General features: G+C 69.7%; 20 protein-coding genes. 14 read left to right on the top strand and 6 right to left on the bottom strand.

All coding sequences use genetic code 11. From position 1 onward, the window contains the following. Positions 1 to 3: 3 nt before the first annotated feature. The 3 genes from L942_RS02025 (at position 4) to L942_RS42655 (ending at position 2,494) form a co-directional block, all read left to right on the top strand. The gene (locus tag L942_RS02025) at positions 4 to 744 is read left to right on the top strand and encodes an amino acid ABC transporter permease (RefSeq protein ID WP_037354073.1); all 741 of its coding nucleotides are present in this window, start codon (positions 4 to 6) and stop codon (positions 742 to 744) included. Beyond that, positions 741 to 1,481 carry an amino acid ABC transporter ATP-binding protein gene (locus L942_RS02020; RefSeq protein WP_037354070.1) on the top strand — a complete coding sequence of 247 codons (741 nt, stop codon included), beginning with the start codon at positions 741 to 743 and terminating at the stop codon, positions 1,479 to 1,481. The genes L942_RS02025 and L942_RS02020 overlap by 4 nt, the downstream gene beginning before the upstream one ends. Positions 1,482 to 1,606: 125 nt before the next feature. Beyond that, positions 1,607 to 2,494, top strand: coding sequence for an MOSC domain-containing protein (locus L942_RS42655; RefSeq protein ID WP_200862675.1), 888 nt, complete (start codon positions 1,607 to 1,609; stop codon positions 2,492 to 2,494). Here the strand turns inward: L942_RS42655 and L942_RS02010 are convergent. Further along, positions 2,377 to 3,171, bottom strand: coding sequence for an SAM hydrolase/SAM-dependent halogenase family protein (locus tag L942_RS02010; protein WP_037354064.1), 795 nt, complete (start codon positions 3,169 to 3,171; stop codon positions 2,377 to 2,379). The two genes, L942_RS42655 and L942_RS02010, sit on opposite strands and share 118 nt — an antisense overlap. Before the next feature lie 47 nt (positions 3,172 to 3,218). Between L942_RS02010 and L942_RS02005 the strand changes: the two genes are divergently transcribed. From L942_RS02005 to L942_RS01980, 6 genes are all read left to right on the top strand, one after another. Continuing rightward, positions 3,219 to 4,100 carry a phosphoribosylaminoimidazolesuccinocarboxamide synthase gene (locus tag L942_RS02005; protein ID WP_037354061.1) on the top strand — a complete coding sequence of 294 codons (882 nt, stop codon included), beginning with the start codon at positions 3,219 to 3,221 and terminating at the stop codon, positions 4,098 to 4,100. A gap of 62 nt (positions 4,101 to 4,162) precedes the next feature. Beyond that, positions 4,163 to 4,984, top strand: coding sequence for a helix-turn-helix domain-containing protein (locus L942_RS02000; RefSeq protein ID WP_037354059.1), 822 nt, complete (start codon positions 4,163 to 4,165; stop codon positions 4,982 to 4,984). Between the two features lie 31 nt (positions 4,985 to 5,015). Then, positions 5,016 to 5,852 carry a patatin-like phospholipase family protein gene (locus L942_RS01995; RefSeq protein ID WP_037354057.1) on the top strand — a complete coding sequence of 279 codons (837 nt, stop codon included), beginning with the start codon at positions 5,016 to 5,018 and terminating at the stop codon, positions 5,850 to 5,852. A gap of 909 nt (positions 5,853 to 6,761) precedes the next feature. Continuing rightward, positions 6,762 to 7,286, top strand: coding sequence for an NADPH-dependent FMN reductase (locus tag L942_RS01990; RefSeq protein ID WP_440201291.1), 525 nt, complete (start codon positions 6,762 to 6,764; stop codon positions 7,284 to 7,286). Between the two features lie 378 nt (positions 7,287 to 7,664). Then, entirely contained in the window at positions 7,665 to 8,525 is an 861-nt protein-coding gene (locus L942_RS01985; RefSeq protein WP_037354054.1) for a class I SAM-dependent methyltransferase, read from the top strand. A 92-nt stretch (positions 8,526 to 8,617) separates the two neighbouring features. Beyond that, entirely contained in the window at positions 8,618 to 9,316 is a 699-nt protein-coding gene (locus L942_RS01980; protein WP_200862674.1) for a DUF2334 domain-containing protein, read from the top strand. Here the strand turns inward: L942_RS01980 and L942_RS01975 are convergent. Then, on the bottom strand, positions 9,313 to 9,948 hold the full coding sequence (locus tag L942_RS01975) for an MBL fold metallo-hydrolase (RefSeq protein ID WP_037354053.1): 636 nt from the start codon (positions 9,946 to 9,948) through the stop codon (positions 9,313 to 9,315). The two genes, L942_RS01980 and L942_RS01975, sit on opposite strands and share 4 nt — an antisense overlap. A 199-nt stretch (positions 9,949 to 10,147) precedes the next feature. On the opposite strand from L942_RS01975, the gene L942_RS01970 reads away from it, so the two are divergent. Together L942_RS01970 and L942_RS01965 are read left to right on the top strand one after the other, a co-directional pair. After that, positions 10,148 to 11,644, top strand: a complete 1,497-nt coding sequence (locus L942_RS01970) for an aldehyde dehydrogenase family protein (RefSeq protein ID WP_037354050.1) — start codon at positions 10,148 to 10,150, stop codon at positions 11,642 to 11,644. Between the two features lie 9 nt (positions 11,645 to 11,653). Next, positions 11,654 to 12,817 carry a lactate 2-monooxygenase gene (locus L942_RS01965; protein WP_037354048.1) on the top strand — a complete coding sequence of 388 codons (1,164 nt, stop codon included), beginning with the start codon at positions 11,654 to 11,656 and terminating at the stop codon, positions 12,815 to 12,817. A gap of 5 nt (positions 12,818 to 12,822) precedes the next feature. On the opposite strand, the gene L942_RS01960 is transcribed toward L942_RS01965, so the two are convergent. After that, positions 12,823 to 13,158, bottom strand: coding sequence for a hypothetical protein (locus tag L942_RS01960; RefSeq protein ID WP_037354045.1), 336 nt, complete (start codon positions 13,156 to 13,158; stop codon positions 12,823 to 12,825). Between the two features lie 89 nt (positions 13,159 to 13,247). Between L942_RS01960 and L942_RS01955 the strand changes: the two genes are divergently transcribed. Beyond that, entirely contained in the window at positions 13,248 to 14,471 is a 1,224-nt protein-coding gene (locus L942_RS01955) for a glycosyltransferase 87 family protein (RefSeq protein WP_081654906.1), read from the top strand. On the opposite strand, the gene L942_RS01950 is transcribed toward L942_RS01955, so the two are convergent. From L942_RS01950 to L942_RS01940, 3 genes are all read right to left on the bottom strand, one after another. Beyond that, positions 14,424 to 15,236, bottom strand: coding sequence for a class I SAM-dependent methyltransferase (locus tag L942_RS01950; RefSeq protein ID WP_037354042.1), 813 nt, complete (start codon positions 15,234 to 15,236; stop codon positions 14,424 to 14,426). The genes L942_RS01955 and L942_RS01950 overlap by 48 nt on opposite strands. Continuing rightward, positions 15,233 to 16,813 carry a GMC family oxidoreductase gene (locus L942_RS01945; protein ID WP_037354040.1) on the bottom strand — a complete coding sequence of 527 codons (1,581 nt, stop codon included), beginning with the start codon at positions 16,811 to 16,813 and terminating at the stop codon, positions 15,233 to 15,235. The genes L942_RS01950 and L942_RS01945 overlap by 4 nt, the downstream gene beginning before the upstream one ends. 82 nt (positions 16,814 to 16,895) lie before the next feature. After that, positions 16,896 to 17,789 (bottom strand): hypothetical protein, encoded by an 894-nt coding sequence (locus tag L942_RS01940; RefSeq protein ID WP_037354037.1) that lies wholly within the window; start codon positions 17,787 to 17,789, stop codon positions 16,896 to 16,898. A gap of 93 nt (positions 17,790 to 17,882) precedes the next feature. On the opposite strand from L942_RS01940, the gene purS reads away from it, so the two are divergent. Beyond that, complete coding sequence (purS, locus tag L942_RS01935; RefSeq protein WP_009084798.1) at positions 17,883 to 18,122, top strand: phosphoribosylformylglycinamidine synthase subunit PurS; 240 nt, start codon at positions 17,883 to 17,885, stop codon at positions 18,120 to 18,122. After that, the gene (purQ, locus tag L942_RS01930; protein WP_037354032.1) at positions 18,119 to 18,796 is read left to right on the top strand and encodes a phosphoribosylformylglycinamidine synthase subunit PurQ; all 678 of its coding nucleotides are present in this window, start codon (positions 18,119 to 18,121) and stop codon (positions 18,794 to 18,796) included. The genes purS and purQ overlap by 4 nt, the downstream gene beginning before the upstream one ends. Positions 18,797 to 18,897: the final 101 nt, after the last annotated feature.

The following is an 18,897-nucleotide window of genomic DNA, read 5'->3' as shown; positions in this document are numbered from 1 at the left end:
CTGATGGATCAGTTTTTCGACACCTTCCTCAACTGGCAGTACATCTGGGAGGTTTTCCCGGACCTGCTGAAGACCGGTCTGCTGAACACCCTGATCCTGTCGGTCTCGGCGGCGGTCATCGGGACCCTGCTCGGCATGGTGCTCGCGGTGATGGGCCTGTCCACCAAACGCTGGCTGCGCTGGCCCGCGCGGGTGTACACGGACATTTTCCGCGGCCTGCCCGCGATCCTGACGATCCTGGTGATCGGCCAGGGTGTCGGCCTGCTCGCCCGCAGCGTGGTCGGCAACAATCCGTACCCGCTGGGCATCGCCGCGCTGAGCCTGATCGCCGCCGCGTACATCGGCGAGATTTTCCGGGCCGGCATCCAGAGCGTCGACAAAGGACAGCTGGAGGCGAGCCGCGCGCTCGGCATGAGCTATTCCAAGGCGATGCTGCTGGTGGTGATCCCGCAGGGCGTGCGGCGGGTGCTGCCCGCGCTGGTGAACCAGTTCATCGCGCTGGTGAAGGACTCGACCCTGGTGTACTTCCTCGGTTTCCTTACCTCGCAACGGGAACTGTTCCGGATCGGCCAGGACCTCGCGGCCAACACCGGGAACCTGTCGCCGCTGGTGGCCGCGGGTGCGGTCTACCTGGTGATCACCGTGCCGCTGACGCACCTGGTGAACTACATCGACAAGCGGCTGCAGACCGGGCGCAAGGTGACCACGGAGACCAAGGAAATGATCGCGAGCGGGACGGTATGAGCACGGCGATTCGTTCGTCTTCGGTGGAATTGCGCGACATCCACGTCCGGTTCGGGACGCTGGAGGTCTTGCGCGGGGTGAACCTGAAGGTGCCGAGCGGGAGCACGACCTGCGTCATCGGCCCGTCCGGTTCCGGAAAGTCGACCCTGCTGCGCTGCGTGAACCGGCTGCAGGAACCGGACAGCGGCGATCTGCTGCTGGACGGGGAGAGCGTCATCGCCGCGGACCCGGACGCGTTGCGCCAGCGGGTGGGGATGGTATTCCAGCACTTCAACCTTTTCGGCCATCGTTCGGTGCTGGACAACATCGTGCTCCCGCTGCGCAGTGTGCGCGGTCTGTCCAAAGAGGACGCCGCCGAGGTCGCCCGGGCACGGCTGGCGGAGGTCGGCCTCGCGGACAAGGCCCCGTACCGCCCGGCCGCGCTGTCCGGCGGCCAGCAGCAGCGGGTGGCGATCGCCCGGGCGCTGGCGATGGAACCGGAAGTGATGCTCTTCGACGAGGCCACGAGCGCGCTGGACCCGGAGCTGGTGAAGGGCGTCCTGGACCTGATGGCGGGGCTGGCTTCGCGAGGCCTGACCCTGATCGTGGTGACCCACGAGATGGGATTCGCCCGGAGCGTGGCGGACGAGGTCGCGTTCATGGACGCGGGCCGGATCGTGGAGCAGGGGACGCCGGAGCAGGTGTTCGACGCACCGGCTAGTCCTCGGTTGCAGCAGTTCTTGTCACAGGTGTTGTGAGGGGACGCGCCCAGCCGAGGTTCGTGAGGGAACCCTGACGGAATCTGAGTCCGTCAGGCTTCCCTCACGGTGGGTTGGTCGGCGCGAAACCAAGTCCCCCTCGGACGAACAGGTACCGTGATCCCATGGGGACGATCTCGCGGCTCACGTATTACCCGGTCAAAGGCTGCGCCGGCACCTCAGTCCAGTCCGCTGACGTAACCCCGGCCGGTCTCGCGCACGACCGGGAGTTCCTCGTCGCCGCGCCCGACGGTGATTTCCGCAGCCAGCGTCGCTTCCCCGGCATGGCCGCCGTCCGCCCCCGCCTGCTGGACGGCGGCACCCGCCTCGCGTTGTCCGCACCGGGCATCGAGGACTTGACCATCGAGGTTCGGCAGGACGGCCGACGGCACCCCGCGTCCACCTTCAGCTGGACCGGCGAGGGTGTCCATCAGGGGGCCGACGCCGCGGAGTGGTTCTCCACCGTGCTGGGTCAGCCGTCCGTGTTGCTCGGCGTCACCCCGGAGCATGAACGCGTCACGAGCGGGGAGACGCCCGGCACCGCGAGGTTCGCCGACGGCCACGCGATCCTCGTCATCTCCGAGTCCTCTTTGGACCATCTGAACGAACGCATCGCCGAGCGCGGCGGCGAACCGGTGCCGATGGATCGTTTCCGGCCGAACCTCGTGGTCCGCGGCTGGACGGAACCGCACGCGGAGGACTCGGTGCGCCGGATGGAAGCCGGCGGCGCCGAGTTCTCCTACGCGAAGCTGTGCGTCCGCTGCGCGGTGCCGATGGTCGACCAGGAAACCGGCAAGCGCGCCGGCCCGGAGCCGATCCGCTCGCTCGCGGCGTACCACCGCGACCGCGACGGCGGCGTCCTCTTCGGCATGAAGGCGGCGGTGACCCGGCCCGGTCAGCTGGCGGTCGGCGACGCGGTGATCGTGCACTCCTCGGCCGGTCCGATCCGCAGCACCGAAGCCGCCGAACCGCCGTTGACCGCGACGGCCAGCTTCCCCGCCGAATCGGGGTAGACGACGTTCGCGCCGAGGGGCACGTCGGCGAAGGTCCGGCCGATCGTGGCGGACACCGCGACGTGCCCGCTGTGCACCGTCACCTCACCGGTCAACCCGGTTAGGTCGAGGTCGGCCGGCGTGGCGGCGAGCTGGACGTTGCCGAAGTGATCGACGGTCAGCACGTCCGAGACGAGCTTGCCGGGGAACGCCGCGACCAGCGGTTCCGGCAGGCGCACCAGGTCGCGGATGCCAGGTCCGAAGGAACCGGGGTCCGCGCCGAGGGCGAGCTTCGCGGCGACCGGGGCGAAGATGTCGCGGCCGTGGAAGGTCGCGGAGGTCGGCGTGCGCACGTCGATCACGTACGACGCGTACACGCCGCCTAGTGCCTCTGCGGCGGGTATCAGCAGACCATTGTCCGGGCCGACCAAGATGCCGTGCGCCGCGACCACGATGATGCCGCGGCGCTCGGTGCCGACGCCTGGGTCGACGACAGCCAGGTGTACGGCCTTCGGCAGCGAAGGCACGGTTTGTGCGAGTACGGCCGCACCTGAGCGCACCTGCTGCGGCGGCACGAGGTGAGTGACGTCGAGAACGCGTACGTCGGGCGCGATGCCGGCGATGACCCCGTGGCAAGCGGCCACGAAGCCGTCATGCAGCCCGTAGTCGGAGGTGAACGAAATCCAGCGGTAGGCCATGACCTGCATCATCCTCGCTGTGGCCGGGCTCGGGTTAGGGTGCAGCAGTGACGACGCTCGCCGATTACCCGAAGATCGCCGCCGGAAAAGTCCGGGACCTGTACGCGGTCGGGGACGACCACCTGCTGCTGGTCACCTCGGACCGCATCTCCGCCTACGACTTCATCCTGGACACGCCCATCCCCGACAAGGGCCGCGTGCTCACGGCGATGAGCGTGTTCTGGTTCGAGCAGCTGTCGGACCTGGTCCCGAACCACCTGGTCGCGTACGACGACCCGCGCATCCCTGCCGAGGTACGCGGACGCGCGCTGCTCGTACGCCGTCTCGACATGCTGCCGGTGGAAGCTGTCGCGCGCGGGTACCTCACGGGGTCCGGTTACACGGACTATCAGCGTACGGGCGCGGTGTGCGGCGTGAAGCTGCCCGAAGGGCTCGTGGAGGCCTCGAAGCTGCCGTCGCCGATCTTCACGCCTGCGACGAAGGCGGCGTTCGGCGAGCACGACGAGAACGTGTCGTTCGACGCGGTGGTCGCGACCATCGGTGCGAAGCGCGCGGAGGAGCTGCGCGAGGCGACGCTCGCGGTGTACCGCCGTGGCGCGGAATTGGCGGCGAAGCGCGGAATCCTGCTGGCGGACACGAAGTTCGAGTTCGGCGTGGACGAGACGGGTGCGCTGGTGCTGGCGGACGAAGTGCTGACGCCGGATTCGTCGCGGTACTGGCCGGCGGAGGGGTACGAGCCGGGAAGGGTGCAGCCGTCGTTCGACAAGCAGTACGTGCGAAATTGGCTGACGGGGCCGGAATCGGGCTGGGACAGGGCGTCGAACGTGCAGCCGCCGCCGTTGCCGAGTGAAGTGGTGGAGGCGACGAGGGCGAGGTACGTGGAGGCGTACGAGAGGATGACGGGGTTGTCGCTGGAGGACTGGCTGTAGCAGCCGAGGGGCCCAGGGAGAGAACCCCGAAAACTGTCGGCACCCTCTGACACACTGCAACCATGACCACACCGTACGCAACACCGCGCGCGAGGGCATTGGGCCTGGAGTTACGCGCGGCGCGGGAGAGAAGAAGACTGGGTGTAAGAGAGTTGGCCCGGTTGCTGGGGATGACGCCTGGTTTCGTGACGAATTGGGAAAGAGGACTGCGGCTGCCGAAGCCGGAGGACATCGGAGCGGTACTGGCGCACTGCAGGGTGATCGGGCCGGACCGCAGGCGAATAGTGGAGATGGCGCGAGGAGCGCGAGAGCAGGACTGGATAGACAGCGGCGGCGAAGAGGCGTACCTGGAGTGGGAGCGCACGGCGGAGGCAGTGTTCGGCTGGGAGCCGGAAGTGGTGCCGCCGTTGTTGCAGACGAGCGGGTACGCGCGAGCGTTGCTGTCGAGTGCTGTGGGTGCGGTCGCGGACGAGGTGGACGCGCGGGTAGCCGAGAGGCTGTCGCGGCGCGCGGTGCTCGATTCGGGCACGCGGTGTGTGCTCGTGCTGGGGGAAACGGCGCTGCACAAGAAAATCGGCGGCGCGGAGGCGATGGCGGAACAGCTGCGGTACCTGCGCGCGCGGTTGGCTGACGGCAAGGTCGAGGTGCGAGTCGTCCCGGCGGACCGGCATCCCGATCTGGGCAGGGGGTTCACGATTTTCGATTTCGCGGACCTGCCCTCGATCGTCCACGAACGGCTGCTGCGGGAAAGCGCGAGCAGTTCGAGCCCGGAGCGAGTGGCGAAGTACCGCGAGGTGGCGGAAACGCTGCTGGAGCTGGCCTTGCCGAAGCCGGAGACGGACGCCTTGCTGGAGGCGGCGCTGCGGAAATTGTCGGTGCCCTAGGGCAGAGTGGACACTGGGGGAAAGGAGCGGCATGAGCCGAGCTTTGGTGTTGGGCGGCGGTGGCGTGGCCGGGATCGCGTGGGCGACCGGTTTGCTGGCCGGGCTCGCGGAAGCAGGACAAGACGTGACCGGTGCCGACGTGCTGATCGGCACGTCGGCGGGCGCGGCGGTGGCGGCGCAGCTGGGCAGCGGATTGCCGCTGCCGCAGTTGTACGCGCGGCAAACCGACCCGGCGTTGCAGGCGGCGGAGATCGCGGCCGAGTTCGACCCGGAAAAGTTCGCCGAGGAGTTCGCCGCGGTGCTGGCCGACGGCGGCACCGCGGCGGAAATCCGCCGGGCGATGGGAAAATACGCCCTGGCCGCGAAGACCGTACCGGAACCACAACGGCGCGCGGTGATCGAATCCCGCCTGCCGTCCCACGAATGGCCCGAGCGTGCGCTGAAAATCGTTGCGGTGGAAGCGGAAACCGGTGAGCCGACGGTGTTCGAACGCTCGTCCGGGGTCTCCCTGATCGACGCGGTCGAGGCGAGCTGCGCGGTGCCGGGCATCTGGCCGGTCGTGCCGATCAACGGCAAGCGATATGTCGACGGTGGCGTCCGTTCTGCCGCGAATGCCGACTACGCAACAGGTTTCGCCCAGGTGACAGTGGTCGTCCCGATGGGCGCGACGGAGCCGTTGCCGGCGGAGCGGTCCTTCGATCAGGTGCTGGCGGACCTGCGCGAGGCAGGCGCGAAGGTGGCGGTGCTGGAACCGGACGAGGCGTCGGTAACGGCGATCGGACCGAACCCACTGGACCCCGGGACCCGAGCAGCGGCCGCGGCGGCTGGGCTGGCCCAGGGCCAACGGGGAGGGGTCGAGTGGGAGTGAGGCTGATACGCCCGGCGACGTGCAGCTGACGTCGGCGGGCGACCGGTCGGTCTCGGTGGGGTCTCGTTGCTGTGCGGCTGCTCGTTGACGCGTGCGCCGCGCTAGGCCTTCGCGAGCTCCGGAGTTCGCGCTTCGCTGGGATGCCCCGCTTCTTCATCGTCGACCGGTCGGCCCGGGTGGGGCATCGTTGCCGTGCGGTTGGGCGTTGACGGGTGCGCCGTGCTGGGCGGCCCGCGTGAGCTTTGGAGTGGGCGCGGTCGCTCGGCGTGGGTCGCTGCGGTGTCCGCGCTTCGCTGGGGTGTCGCGATTCGCCGTGGACCGGTCGGTCTCGGTGCGGTCTCGTTGCTGTGCGGCTGGGCGTTGACGGGTGCGCCGCGCTGGGCGGCCCGCGTGAGCTCTGGCGCGGTCACTCGGCGTGGGTCGCTGCGGTGTTCGCGCTCCGCTGGGGTGCCCTGATTCACCATCGACCGCCCGGTCTCGTTGCGGTGTGGCTGGGCGTTGACGCGTATGCGGTGCTGGGCGGCCCGCGCGAGCTGCGGCGTGGGCCGGGTCGCTCGGCGCGGGTCGCTCCGGAGTCCGCGCTCCGCCGGGTGCCCTGATTCACCATCGACCGCCCGGTCTCGTTGCGGTGTGGCTGGGCGTTGACGCGTATGCCGCGCTGGGCGGCCCGCGCGAGCTGCGGAGTGGGCCTGGTCGCTCGGCATGGGTCGCTCCGGCGTCCGCACTTCGCTGGACCGTCCCCGATTCACCCATTGACCGCCCAGGTCGGTCCGGTGCGGCTCGGGAAGCGTCGGCGGCTGGTCGTGCGGCCATCGCGTTCGGGCGGTAGCAGCGGGTGAAAGTCAGGCGACCCCGGGACAAACCCGGCCCGGCGGCGACGCCCGCCCTGGCACACTGGGCTTCGTGCTTCTGCTCATCAGCGGCAGCCTGCGGGCCGGTTCGGTCAACGCGGCTGTCATCGCGACCGCGGCCGGGTTCACGGCGTCCACTGTGTACGGTGGCCTCGGCGCGCTGCCGCACTTCAACCCGGACCACGACCGGGAACCGTTGCCCGCTGAGGTCGGGGCGTTGCGGGCGGCGATCGGGGCGGCGGACGGCGTCCTGTTCTGCACCCCGGAGTACGCCGGCGGCCTGCCCGGTTCCTTCAAGAACCTGCTCGACTGGACCATCGGCGGCGGCGAGATGTGCGGCAAACCCGTCGCGTGGATCAACGCGTCTTCGGTCGCCGCGCCGACCGGGGGTGCGGACGCGCGCGCGTCTCTCCGCAAGACGCTCACCTACGCGGGCACCCGCATCGTCGACGAAGCGTGTGCGCGGATCCCCATTCCTCGCCAGGCCGTCGAGAACGGGGCCCTCATCGATCCCGACCTGCGCGGGCGGGTCGCGGTCGCGGTGCGGCGGCTCGTGGAGGCGGCCAAACCGGTCAATCCGTGAGCCGCTGAACCCAGTCGAGAAACGTGACCCGTCCGGCGCCGGTCAGCACCGCGGCGGGCGGGGTGTTCGCAGGGCCAGCACTCCGGCGTCCTGCGGCAGGTCGCGAACCTGTTCCTCGGCAAGGGAAGTCGGAAATGCTGCGGATACCGGAAGAGAAACGCCAGCGGTACGGAGGATTCCTCGAGGTTTAACCCCGCGGCCGAAACGCGGGATTCCCTGGCCAAGAAGGCGGGCGCAACCGAGCCCGCGGACAGCACGATCTCGGACCGGGCCAAGCCTGGTGCAGCGCGTAATTCCGTCGCCACCGGGCCAGGGCGCGCAGGCTGACTCCGAAAAATCGGTGGCCCTGCGGCATTTGCCCGGTTAGCGTCCACAAGGGTGAGTTACGAGCATCCCCTTGCCTACCTCATCGGGATCGAAGGAGCGGCGCTGCTCCGTGCGTTCACTGGCGAGCACGATCGCGAGTTCGTCGAAGCGCGCCTGGCCGAGATCCGCACCCTGTTGGCCGACGAAGACCTGGCCAATGGCGTGGAAGTAACCCAGCTCGCGCCGAGAGACGGGTACGCCCGTTGGGCTGCGGCGTACGACTCCGGCGACAACGCTGCCTTCGCTGACGAGCCCCACCTCGCGGCGTTCCTCGACGACATCCCGCCTGGCCGGGCGCTCGACGCCGCCTGCGGCACGGGGCGGCTCACCCGCCTCCTGGCCGAGCGTGGGCACCACGTCGTCGCCGTCGATGGTTCGCCCGAGATGCTCAGCCACGCCAAGGCTGACTCGACCCAGGTCGCCGACCTGCACGAACTCCCGGTCGACGACGGTTCGAAGGACGTCGTGCTCTGCGGGCTCGCGCTGTCGCACGTGCCGGACCTGACGCCGGTCATCGCGGAGTTCGCCCGCGTCCTCGCGCCGGGCGGACACCTCGTCCTCTCCGACGTGCATCCCGAGCAGGTCCAGCGCGGATCGATCCCATCCGTACGCACTGCTGACGGAGCTCCGGCGCGAGTGCGCACGAATCACCATCGCGTCGGCGACTACCTGCGCGCGTTTCTCGCCGCCGGTCTCGCGCCGGTGAGGTGCGAGGAGCCGACACCGATCCCGGCCAAACCACAGCACGTCCCGGGAGGCGGGCGGTGGGATCTCTGGCCATGGTCGCTCAACGGTCTGGTCCCGGACGCGCTGGCCGCCGCGGCGAAGGACGTGCCGTCGATGCTCCTCTGGCATTGCCGCAAAACCGGATAACCCGCTCGTCGGTGACTGTCCGCCGCGTAAGTCTCACTCGCAGTTCACGGAGCGGTCAGGCGGTCGCCACACGGCTGCGGCGCAATGGTGGCGTGGATGCTCGCCTGCTGGTCTCGCTGTCCGGGGTCACCACGCGCACGCTGCACCGTTGTGCGCATCTGGCGGCCGAACTCGAACGTCGGCACGTCCCGCTGTCGATTCTGCATGTCGCGCGCACCGAGGACGGGCCGGTCACGGCCTGGGTCCGGACGCGTGCCGCGGCGGGCGACTCGGTGCTGCTCCACGGCTACGATCACCGCATCCCGCCGACGCATCGCGCCGTGCACCTGGGACGCAAGGCCGAGTTCGCCGCGCTCCCCGCGCACGAAGCGCGGCTCCGGCTCATCGCCGCGAAGGCGGCTCTCGACGCGACTGGCGTGACTGTCGACGGCTTCGCGCCGCCACGCTGGCTCGCGTCGCCCGGCACCGTCCAGGCGTTGCGCGAGCACGGCTTCACGCTGTGCGCTGACCAAAACGCCGTCCGAGACTTGGTGACCGGCGAGATCCGGCGCGCGCGGGTGCAGGACTTCACGAGTCAGTCGCACCGCACGGAGACCGTCCGCTGCTTCGCGCTCGTCCTGGCCTCCGCGCGGGCCGCGCGCCGAGGCGGGCTGGTGCGGCTTGGCATTGACGCCGCTGACCTCAGCCGCCCCGGCTTGCGGCAGGCGTTGCTGGACGCGGTGGACGTCGCCCTCGAAAACCGGGCTTTCGGGAGCACCTACGGCTCCCTGCGTCACACCGCTCCCGCCTAGACCTCCGTCGCGACGCCTCGTTCCAGCACCTTCACGTCGGTGCCCTCCGGCGCGAGGTTCTGGAACAGCCCGTAGTGCATCGCCGGGTTGGCCAGCACCGCCTCGTGGATCGGCACCGAACGGCGCGGCGCGACCGCACGCAGGAAGTCCACCGCTTCGCCCGCCTTCAGCCACGGGGCCCCGGTGGGCAGGCCGAGCACGTCGACGTTCTGCTCGGGCACGAAGAACGAGTCGCCCGGGTGGTAGAACGCGCCGTGATCGACGAGGTAGCCGATGTTCGGGATCACCGGGATGTCGGCGTGGATCACCGCGTGCTCGCCCCCGACGACCGACACCGAGGTGCCGCCGAACTCGAACGCGTCGCCGGGCCGCGCGACCTCGAACTCCAGGTGCAGCTTCTCGATCGCCTCGGCCGAGCCCGGGTCGACGATCAGCTTCGCGTCCGGATTCGCCTTCAGCAGGGCAGGCAGCCGCTCGACGTCGAGGTGGTCGAAGTGCTGGTGGGTGATCAGCACCGCGGACAGTTCCCGCTCGGCCTCGAAGCCGGTGGAGAACGTGCCCGGGTCGAGCAGAATCCGCTCCGCGGCGGTCTCGAGCAGCACGCAGGAATGTCCGAAATGGACGATCCGCATCAGGTTTTCTCCTTACCAGATTGGTCGGCTCAAGCCTACGCTTCAGTCCGCCTTCGCCCGGGCGTCCAGCGAGGACTCCCGGTCGGAGGACTTCCCGCCCCCGTGTCTTGGATGCCATGCTGGCGGGAAGCCCGGGCAACTGTTGGCAGAGTGTCAGCAACCTCGTAGCCTGGGGGTTCACCGAGACGGGGAGACGCCGATGACCGCGGTCCAGCCGAAGCCGACGCCCGTCGGCGAGACGTTCGATTCGCTCAGCCCGGCCACCGACGAGGTCGTCGGCACCTATCCGGTGCACACGGCCGAGCAGGTCAACGCCGCTGTCGAGCGGGCGAGGGCGGCTGCGCGCTGGTGGGACGGCCTCGGCTTCGCCGGCCGCGCGGAGCGGCTGCAGCGCTGGAAGGGCGTGCTCACCCGGCGGCTCCCGCAGCTGTGCCAGGTCGTGCGCGACGAGACCGGCAAGCCGATCGCGGACGCCCAGCTCGAAAGCGTGCTGGCGATCGAGCACATCGCGTGGGCGGCGAAGAACGCCCGCAAGGTGCTCGGCAAGCACCGCCGCTCGTCCGGCCTCCTGATGGCCAACCAGGCCGCGACCGTCGAGTACCTCCCGCTCGGCGTCGTCGGCGTGATCGGGCCCTGGAACTACCCGGTGTTCACCCCGCTCGGCTCCATCGCGTACGCGCTGGCCGCGGGCAACGCCGTCGTCTTCAAGCCGAGCGAGTACACGCCCGGCGTCGGGAAATGGCTGGTGGACGCCTTCGCCGAGGTCGTGCCCGAGCAGCCGGTGCTGCAGCTGATCACCGGGTTCGGCGAGACCGGCGCCGCGCTGGTCGGCTCCGGCGTGGACAAGATCGCGTTCACCGGCTCCACGGCCACCGGCAAGAGGATCATGGCCGCCGCCGCGAACACCCTGACCCCGGTGGTGATCGAGGCGGGCGGCAAGGACGCGCTGCTGGTCGACGCGGACGCGGACCTCGACGCGGCGGCCGATGCCACCGTCTGGGGCGCGTTCTCCAACTCCGGCCAGACCTGCATCGGCGTCGAGCGCGTCTACGTGCACGAACGGGTGGCCGACGAGTTCGTCGCGCGGGTCGTGGAGAAGGCGAAGAACGTGCGCGCCGGCTCGGACGAGGACGCGCAGTACGGCCCGATCACCATGCCGTCGCAGCTCTCGGTGATCCGCCAGCACATCGAGGACGCGCTGAAGCGCGGCGGGAAAGCGCTGGTCGGCGGTGTGGAGAGCGTCGGCGACCGCTACGTCCAGCCGACCGTGCTGGTCGATGTGCCGGAGGACTCCGAGGCGGTGCGCGAGGAGACGTTCGGGCCGACGGTGACCATCGCGAAGGTTCGCGACATGGACGAAGCGGTCGAGAAGGCCAACGCGACCAAATACGGCCTCGGGTCCACGGTGTTCTCGCGGGCGCGCGGTGCCGAACTCGCGGCGCGGCTGCGCGCGGGCATGACCGCGGTGAACGCGCCGCTTTCGTTCGCCGGCATCGCGTCGCTGCCCTTCGGCGGCGTCGGGGACTCCGGCTTCGGCCGGATCCACGGCCCGGAGGGGCTGCGCGAGTTCGCCCGCCCGAAGGCCGTGGCCCGGCAGCGGTTCACCGCGCCGCTCACGCTCACGTCCTTCTCCCGCAAGGAATCCACGGACGCACTGGTCGCCAAGCTGATCACCGTCCTGCACGGCAAGCGCTGAGGAGAACTGTTGCCCGGCTTCGGCGATTTCCAGCACGAGATCTACTTCGCCGGATTGTCCGGCCGCGTTCCGGACCTGCCGATGGCATACGCGGAGCTGGAAGCGCGGGCGGCACACGCCCTTCCGCCGTCCGTGCTGTCCTATGTGGCCGGTGGCGCGGGCGACGAGCGGACCCAGCGCGCGAACGTCGAGGCGTTCGAGCGCTGGGGCCTGGTCCCGCGGATGTTCGTCGGCGCGAAAGATCGCGACCTGTCGGTGGATCTGTTCGGGATAAAGCTGCCGTCGCCGCTGTTCCTCGCGCCGGTCGGGGTGATCGGCCTGTGCGCGCAGGACGGCCACGGCGACCTCGCGACCGCGCGGGCCAGCGCCCGAACGGGCGTGCCGATGGTCGCTTCGACGCTCAGCGTCGACCCGGTGGAAACGCTCGTCCCGGAACTGGGCGACACCCCGGGCTTTTTCCAGCTCTACACGCCGACTGACCGGGACGTCGCCGCCTCGCTCGTGCAGCGCGCCGAGGCGGCGGGCTTCCGCGGCATCGTCGTCACGCTCGACACCTGGGTCACCGGCTGGCGGCCGCGCGACCTGTCGACCGCGAATTTCCCACAGCTGCGCGGGCATTGCCTGGCCAACTACTTCACCGATCCGGTGTTCCGGGAACGGCTCGGCAAGGCCCCGGAGGACGACCCGGCGGCCGCCATCGGGTTGTGGGCGCAGCTTTTCGGCAACCCGCTGACCTGGGCGGACCTGCCCTGGCTGCGGTCGCTGACGAAGCTTCCGCTGCTGGTCAAAGGCATCCAGCATCCTGATGACGCCCGCCGCGCGATCGACGGCGGGGTCGACGGGATCTACTGCTCGAACCACGGCGGACGGCAGGCCAACGGCGGCCTCCCAGCGCTGGACTGCCTGGCCGAAGTGGTCGACGCCGCCAACGGCACCCCGGTGCTGTTCGACTCCGGCGTCCGCTCCGGAGCCGACGTGGTCAAGGCGCTGGCGTTGGGCGCGACCGCGGTGGGCGTCGGCCGGCCCTACGCGTGGGGTTTGTCGTTGGCTGGCGAGGACGGCGTGGTCCATGTTCTGCGTACCTTGCTCGCGGAAGCTGACTTGATCATGGCTGTCGACGGCTATCCGACCCTGGCCGACCTCACGCGGGACGCGCTGCGGCGAGTCGGCTAGCCGCTTTACGCGGGCAGGAAGTACCCCTCGCTCTCGTCCCACGGCAGGTCGAAATCGTCTAGGTGCACCTGCCATTCCGCGCCCGGGAGAGTGCGGCGCCATTCGGGCACCGAGCCCAGCACCTGTTCGAGCATGGGCATCACCCGGTCCAGCCCGAGCGGCATCGCGGTGGACCCGGCCACGATCGAGTCCGGTTCGATGCTGCCCTCGTAGAGGAAGGGGCTTTCCTTGTCCGGTATGGGAAAGCCGACTGATGCTCGGCGACGATGCGCGGCACGGCAGATCTCGGTCGGAGTGAGCGCGGTCGTCCGGCTCGCCTGGTAGTAGCGGGAAATGCTCATGGGCGCGACAGTAGCGACGGGGTCTGACAAAACGGCGAAATGTCGACAAACCGGCTGGCTCAGGGGCAGCCGCTACAATCGCCGCCCGTATGTGGTTGCAGGAAAAGGCAGGGCGGAAGCCCGCCTGGTTATTCGCCGTCGCCGCGACAGTGCTTGTCCTGGGGATAGCGGCCGCGGTCAGCAGTTTTCCGCCGGTTGACCTGCAGGTCTACCGTTTCGGCGCGGACACCGTGGCCCGCGGTGGCGATCTTTACGGCGCGCTCCCCACCACGACGGCAGGTTCCATGCTGCCGTTCATCTACCCGCCGTTCGCCGCGCTTCTCTTCTCCGCCTTGGCGTTCCCGCCGCTCTCCGTCGCGACAGTCCTGCTCGACGTCCTCTCCGTCGCGTCGCTCTGGGCCGTCTTGTACACCACGATCCGCCGCCTGTGGCGAGGCTGGAACCGCCGGACCGCAGTTGTCGCCGCCTCCGCGTTCACCGTGGTGGCCTTTGCCTTCGAGCCGGTGCGCTCCACTGTCGGCTTTGGACAGATCAACCTCGTCCTGATGGCTCTGGTCGCCGTCGATTGCCTCGCCCCCAGTACGCGGTGGCCGCGCGGGGTGCTCGTCGGCCTGGCCGCCGCGATCAAGGTGACGCCCGCGGGTTTCCTGTTGTTCTTCTTGCTCACCAAGGATTTCCGCGCCGCGCGCAACGTCCTGCTCACTGGTGCCGGGGCGACCTTGCTCGGCTTTCTGATCGCCCCGCGCGCGTCTGCCGAGTACTTCTTCGGCGGCGGCCTCACCAGCGCCGACGGTTTCAGCGGCTCGCCCTACGCGACCAACCAGACCATCGAAGGCGCGCTCAACCGCCTCGCCCTGCGGCCCGACGCCTACGACCTGCTGTGGGTGACCCTGTCCGCGTTCGTCCTGGTCGCCGCAGTGCTCGTCATGCGGCGGGTGGACGGTTCGCTCGCCTTCGTCGTCAACGCGGCCGCCGTGCTCCTGCTGTCCCCGATTTCCTGGTCGCACCACTGGGTTTGGGTGGTTCCGGCGACGCTGGTCCTCGCCTCTCGCGTCCGTACGCGCTGCGCCGCCGTGGCCTTGGTCGCGGGTGCCGCTGTCTTCATCGCCGCGCCGCACACCTTCGTGCCCTCCAGCGGGATGCGAGAACTCGCGTGGGACCCTTGGCAGCACCTAGTCGGCGATTCTTATGTCATCCTCGCCCTCGGTTTCCTTGCCTGGCAACTGGTTGCCAGCACCCTCAGGCAAAACACCCGCCCGCCCGGGTTAAGCGGATCCTTCCCACGCCAAGGTCACCAGATCCCGTCCGGATGACCCGAGGTCGGGCGGCATTTCCGGGTCGACGCCCATTTCCCGCAACGCTCGCTCGACCTCCCCGGCCGCGTCGGCAGGCAAACACAACCGCCGCCGCACGACGTCGACCATGGTCGAGAACTCCGCGTACTCCGGTTCCGGCGGCCGCCGCCACTCCACGACCTCCGGCTCGATCCCCGCTTCGGCGAGCGCCGCGAGACAGTCCTCGGCAGTCGGTCCAGCCGGGCGTTCGATGCCGTGAAACCGTTGCCACAACGGATTCAGCTCAGTCAACGGATGCCGCGCGGCCGTCTCGACGACCACCCGCCGCCGCGCCGCCGCAGTGAGCGCCGCGGCGAACGGAGCCAGGTCGGGGACGTTGTAGACCACGTTCCCGCACACGACAACGTCCGCCACCCCAGCTTCGTCGGCGAGGTCGGGCCACCGGCCGAGCAACAGCCGATGCGCCACGCCCGCGGCCCGCTCGGCGAACGCCGCGAGCAGCTCGCCGTCGCTGTCCACCGCGGTCACCGCGGTGACGTTCGACCGGCCGACCAGAGGCAGGCTCGCCGCCCCGGCCGCCGCGCCGATGTCGAGCACCGTCCCAGGTTCCCGCAACGCCTCGGCGGCCAGCCGATGCGTCGCCCCGATCGGCGCGGCGATCTGCCGGTCGGCCCGCCGCAGGAACACCTCGCGCGGAAGGACCCAGGGCGATTCCGGAGGGTGCACAGTGTCCGGAATCGCCCAGGCGGCGAGGAGATCCCGCCACTCCGACAGAGCGCTCATCGAGCCCGGATCAGGTCCGCCGCCTTCTCCGCCACCATGATCGTCGGCGCGTTGGTATTGCCGCGCGGCACCACCGGCATCACCGAAGCGTCCACCACCCGCAGGCCCGAAACCCCGCGCACCTTCAGGTCCGGGTCGACCACCGCGTGCTCGCCGCTGCCCATCGCGCACGTGCCGACCGGGTGATACAGCGTCTGCGTGTTCTCTCGGACATGGTCGGTCAGCGCCTCGTCCGACAGGTCATGCGTCGCCGGCAGGAACGGCCGGTCCAGGAACTTCGCCAACGGACCCGACCGGCCGATCTCGATCAGCGACCGCAGCGCCGACTTCACCGTCTCCAGATCGATCGACTCCGCGTAGTAAGCCGGGTCGATTTCCGGCTTCCACAACGGATTCGCCGACTTCAGCCGCAACCGCCCGCGGCTCGCGACGTCGACCAGGGTGGCCGCCGACGTGAAACCGGGGCACGTCGGTTCGCGCAGTCCGTTGTCGTAGAACAACGTCGGGGCCACGTGGATCTGCATGTCCGGCGCGGCCAGCCCATCGCGGGTCGAGTAGAACGCGCCCGCCTCGCCGATGTTCGACGCGAGCGGGCCGCGTTTGGTCAGCTGGTAGCGCATCAGCCCGGCCGGCGTCGCGGAGTCCGCGATGTCGGTGGTGCCCTTCGTCGACCAGATCACGCCGACCGCCGGGTGATCGTGCAGATTGTCGCCGACCCCGGGGAGCGCGGCGACCACGTCGATGCCCAGTTCCCGCAGGTGCTCGGCCGGTCCGACGCCGGACAGCATCAGCAGTTGCGGCGAGTTGATCGCCCCTCCGGACAGCAGCACTTCCGCGTCGGCCCGGACCGTCGTCGGCACGCCCTTGTCCAGATACGACACTCCGACCGCGCGGGTTCCCTCGAAGACCACCCGGGTGACCTGCGCGTTCGTCCGCACTGTCAGGTTCGGCCGGGACAACGCGGGCCGCAGGTAAGCGTCCGCGGTGGACCAGCGGCGGCCGCGCTTGCAGGTGACCTGGTAGAGCCCGGCCCCTTCCTGCGACTCGCCGTTGAAGTCGTCGGTGTGCTTGAGCCCCCACGCGACCGCGCTGTCCACCCACGCGTGCGACAGCTCGTGCGTGAACCGCCGGTCCTCGACGTGCAGCGGGCCGTCCGTGCCGTGCAGCGGACCGCCGAAGCGCTGGTTGCCCTCGGCGCGCTTGAAGTACGGCAGCACGTCGTCCCAGCCCCAGCCGGTGGCTCCGTGCGCATCGCGCCAGCCGTCGTAGTCGGCGCGGTTGCCGCGAATGTAGATCATCGCGTTGATCGACGAGCAGCCGCCGAGCATCCGGCCGCGCGGCCAGTACTCCTTCTTGCCGGTGTGCTTCTGCTCGACGGTCTCGTAGTTCCAGTCCCATTTCGTCTTGAACAGCGACGCGAACGCCGCCGGGATCCGGATCTCGTCCGCGGTGTCCTCGCCGCCCGCTTCGAGCAGCAGCACCCGCGCGGACGGGTCCTCGCTCAGCCGGTTCGCCAGCACGCAGCCCGCGCTGCCCGCGCCGACGATCACGTAGTCGAAGGAGTCCTGCTCTGGCACGCTGCCTCCCGCTGGTGTTGACACCCTGTCAACGACACATCATGGCGCAGGTCACGCTACGCGCAAGTCCCCGGAAAACCGATCAGTCAGAAGTGGGGTCGAAGGAGGTGACGCACGCGCCGTCGACCGCGCGGTCGTCCGTTTCCACGCGACCCTCCTTGGCGACGCCGTCGAGTTTGGCGTCGACGTGCACGATGGTCCGGCCCGCGGTAGTCAGCACGTCCGTCTTGCGCACGGCCAGCTTCGTTTCGCCGTAGATCCACTGCTGGGTGCCGTCGCGGGTGGTGTCCGGCGCGTCCCGGCACATCACCGACAGCGCCGCCGGGATGTCGCGCGCGTTGACCGCGTCGACGAACTTCATCGCGGCGTCCGTGCCGTCCTTCACCGCGGGGCGCGGTTTCGGCTCGGTCGACAGGCTGGCCAGCGGGGCCGGTTCGCCGTCCATCTTGACGTCGCGCACGCACCAGCCCTTGCCGTCCGGGATGATCGCGATGCCGTAGGCGAGGTTGTTCACGGTGATCGTGGCCGCGCGCTCCTGCGGGCCGATCGGATGCACCGGCCTGCTGACCTTCGCGTCGCCCTTCGCGCCGCGGAACATCTCCTCGGCGGCGTAGGACCGCTTCGACCGGATCTTGCACCACAGCTGGTTCAGCCCGGTCTGCTCGGTGATCGAGTTCGCGACCGACTGGGCCAGCTGCTCCGGCGTCCCCTGCGACGTCGTGTCCAGCTTCTCCTTGAAGAACCCCGGCGTCACCCAGCCGGTGAACGCGACCGCGCCGCCGAGCACCACGACCGCCGCGCCGAGCGAGATCCACAACCCGGCCTTCGACTTCTTCTTCGGCGGCGGGTACTGGCCGAACTGCGGCGGGTACGGCTGCTGGAACTGGCCCTGCTGCGGTCCGCGCGGCGGAAAAGGACCGTGCTGCGGGTACGGGCCTTGCGGCTGCGGATACGGGCCTTGCGGCGGGTGGTTCACGTCTCCCCCTCGATACCGGTCTGTCTCCCGGTCAGGCTAGTGAAGTACGCTTCAACCGCACCCACGACCTGCAGAAATAAGGAGCAGCCAGCCGTGGCTCGAGTCGTTGTCGACGTCATGCCCAAACCCGAGATCCTCGACCCGCAGGGCCAGGCGGTGGCGCGCGCGCTGCCGCGGCTGGGCTTCTCCGGGGTCGCCGACGTGCGCCAGGGGCGGCACTTCGAACTCGAGGTCGACGACGACGTCGATGACGAGACGCTGGCCAAGATGGCCGAGGGCTTCCTCGCCAACCCGGTGATCGAGCAGTGGACGATCCGGCGGGTGGACGCGTGAGCGCCCGCATCGGCGTCATCACCTTCCCCGGCACGCTCGACGACGGCGACGCCGCCCGCGCGGTCCGCTACGCCGAGGCCGAGGCGGTTTCGCTCTGGCACGCCGACGAGGACCTGAAGGGCGTCGACGCGGTCGTCGTCCCCGGCGGCTTCTCCTACGGCGACTACCTGCGCGCCGGCGTGATCGCCCGCTACGCGCCGGTGATGTCCTCGGTCATCGACGCGGCCCGCAAGGGCATGCCGGTGCTCGGCATCTGCAACGGCTTCCAGATCCTGTGCGAGGCCGGTCTGCTCCCCGGCGCGATGATCCGCAACGTCGGCCTGCACTTCGTGTGCCGCGACCAGTGGCTGCGCGTGGACAACAACACCACCGCGTGGACCACCCGCTACGAGGCCGGCGCGGAAATCCTGATTCCGCTCAAGAACAACGACGGCTGCTACGTCGCCGAACAGTCCACTTTGGACATGCTGGAGGCGGAGGGCCGGGTGGCGTTCCGCTACGTCGGCGGCAACCCGAACGGCTCCCGCAACGACATCGCGGGCGTCACCAGCGAGAACGGCCGCGTGGTCGGTCTCATGCCGCACCCGGAGCACGCGATCGACGCGCTCACCGGCCCGTCCGACGACGGCCTCGGCCTGTTCTACAGCGCGGTCGACGCGCTCGTGAAGGCCTGAGGCGCCCGCATCCGTGAAGGGAACGAGCCGCTCAGTTCCCTTCACGGACTTGCGCTGGGACGATGCCAAGCGGCGATCGCCGGAACCCGTGAGCGAGACCG

It is taken from the genome of Amycolatopsis orientalis DSM 43388 (assembly GCF_000411975.1).
GTDB lineage: Bacteria > Actinomycetota > Actinomycetes > Mycobacteriales > Pseudonocardiaceae > Amycolatopsis > Amycolatopsis orientalis_D.
This window is presented reverse-complemented; position numbering and strand designations above follow the sequence as displayed.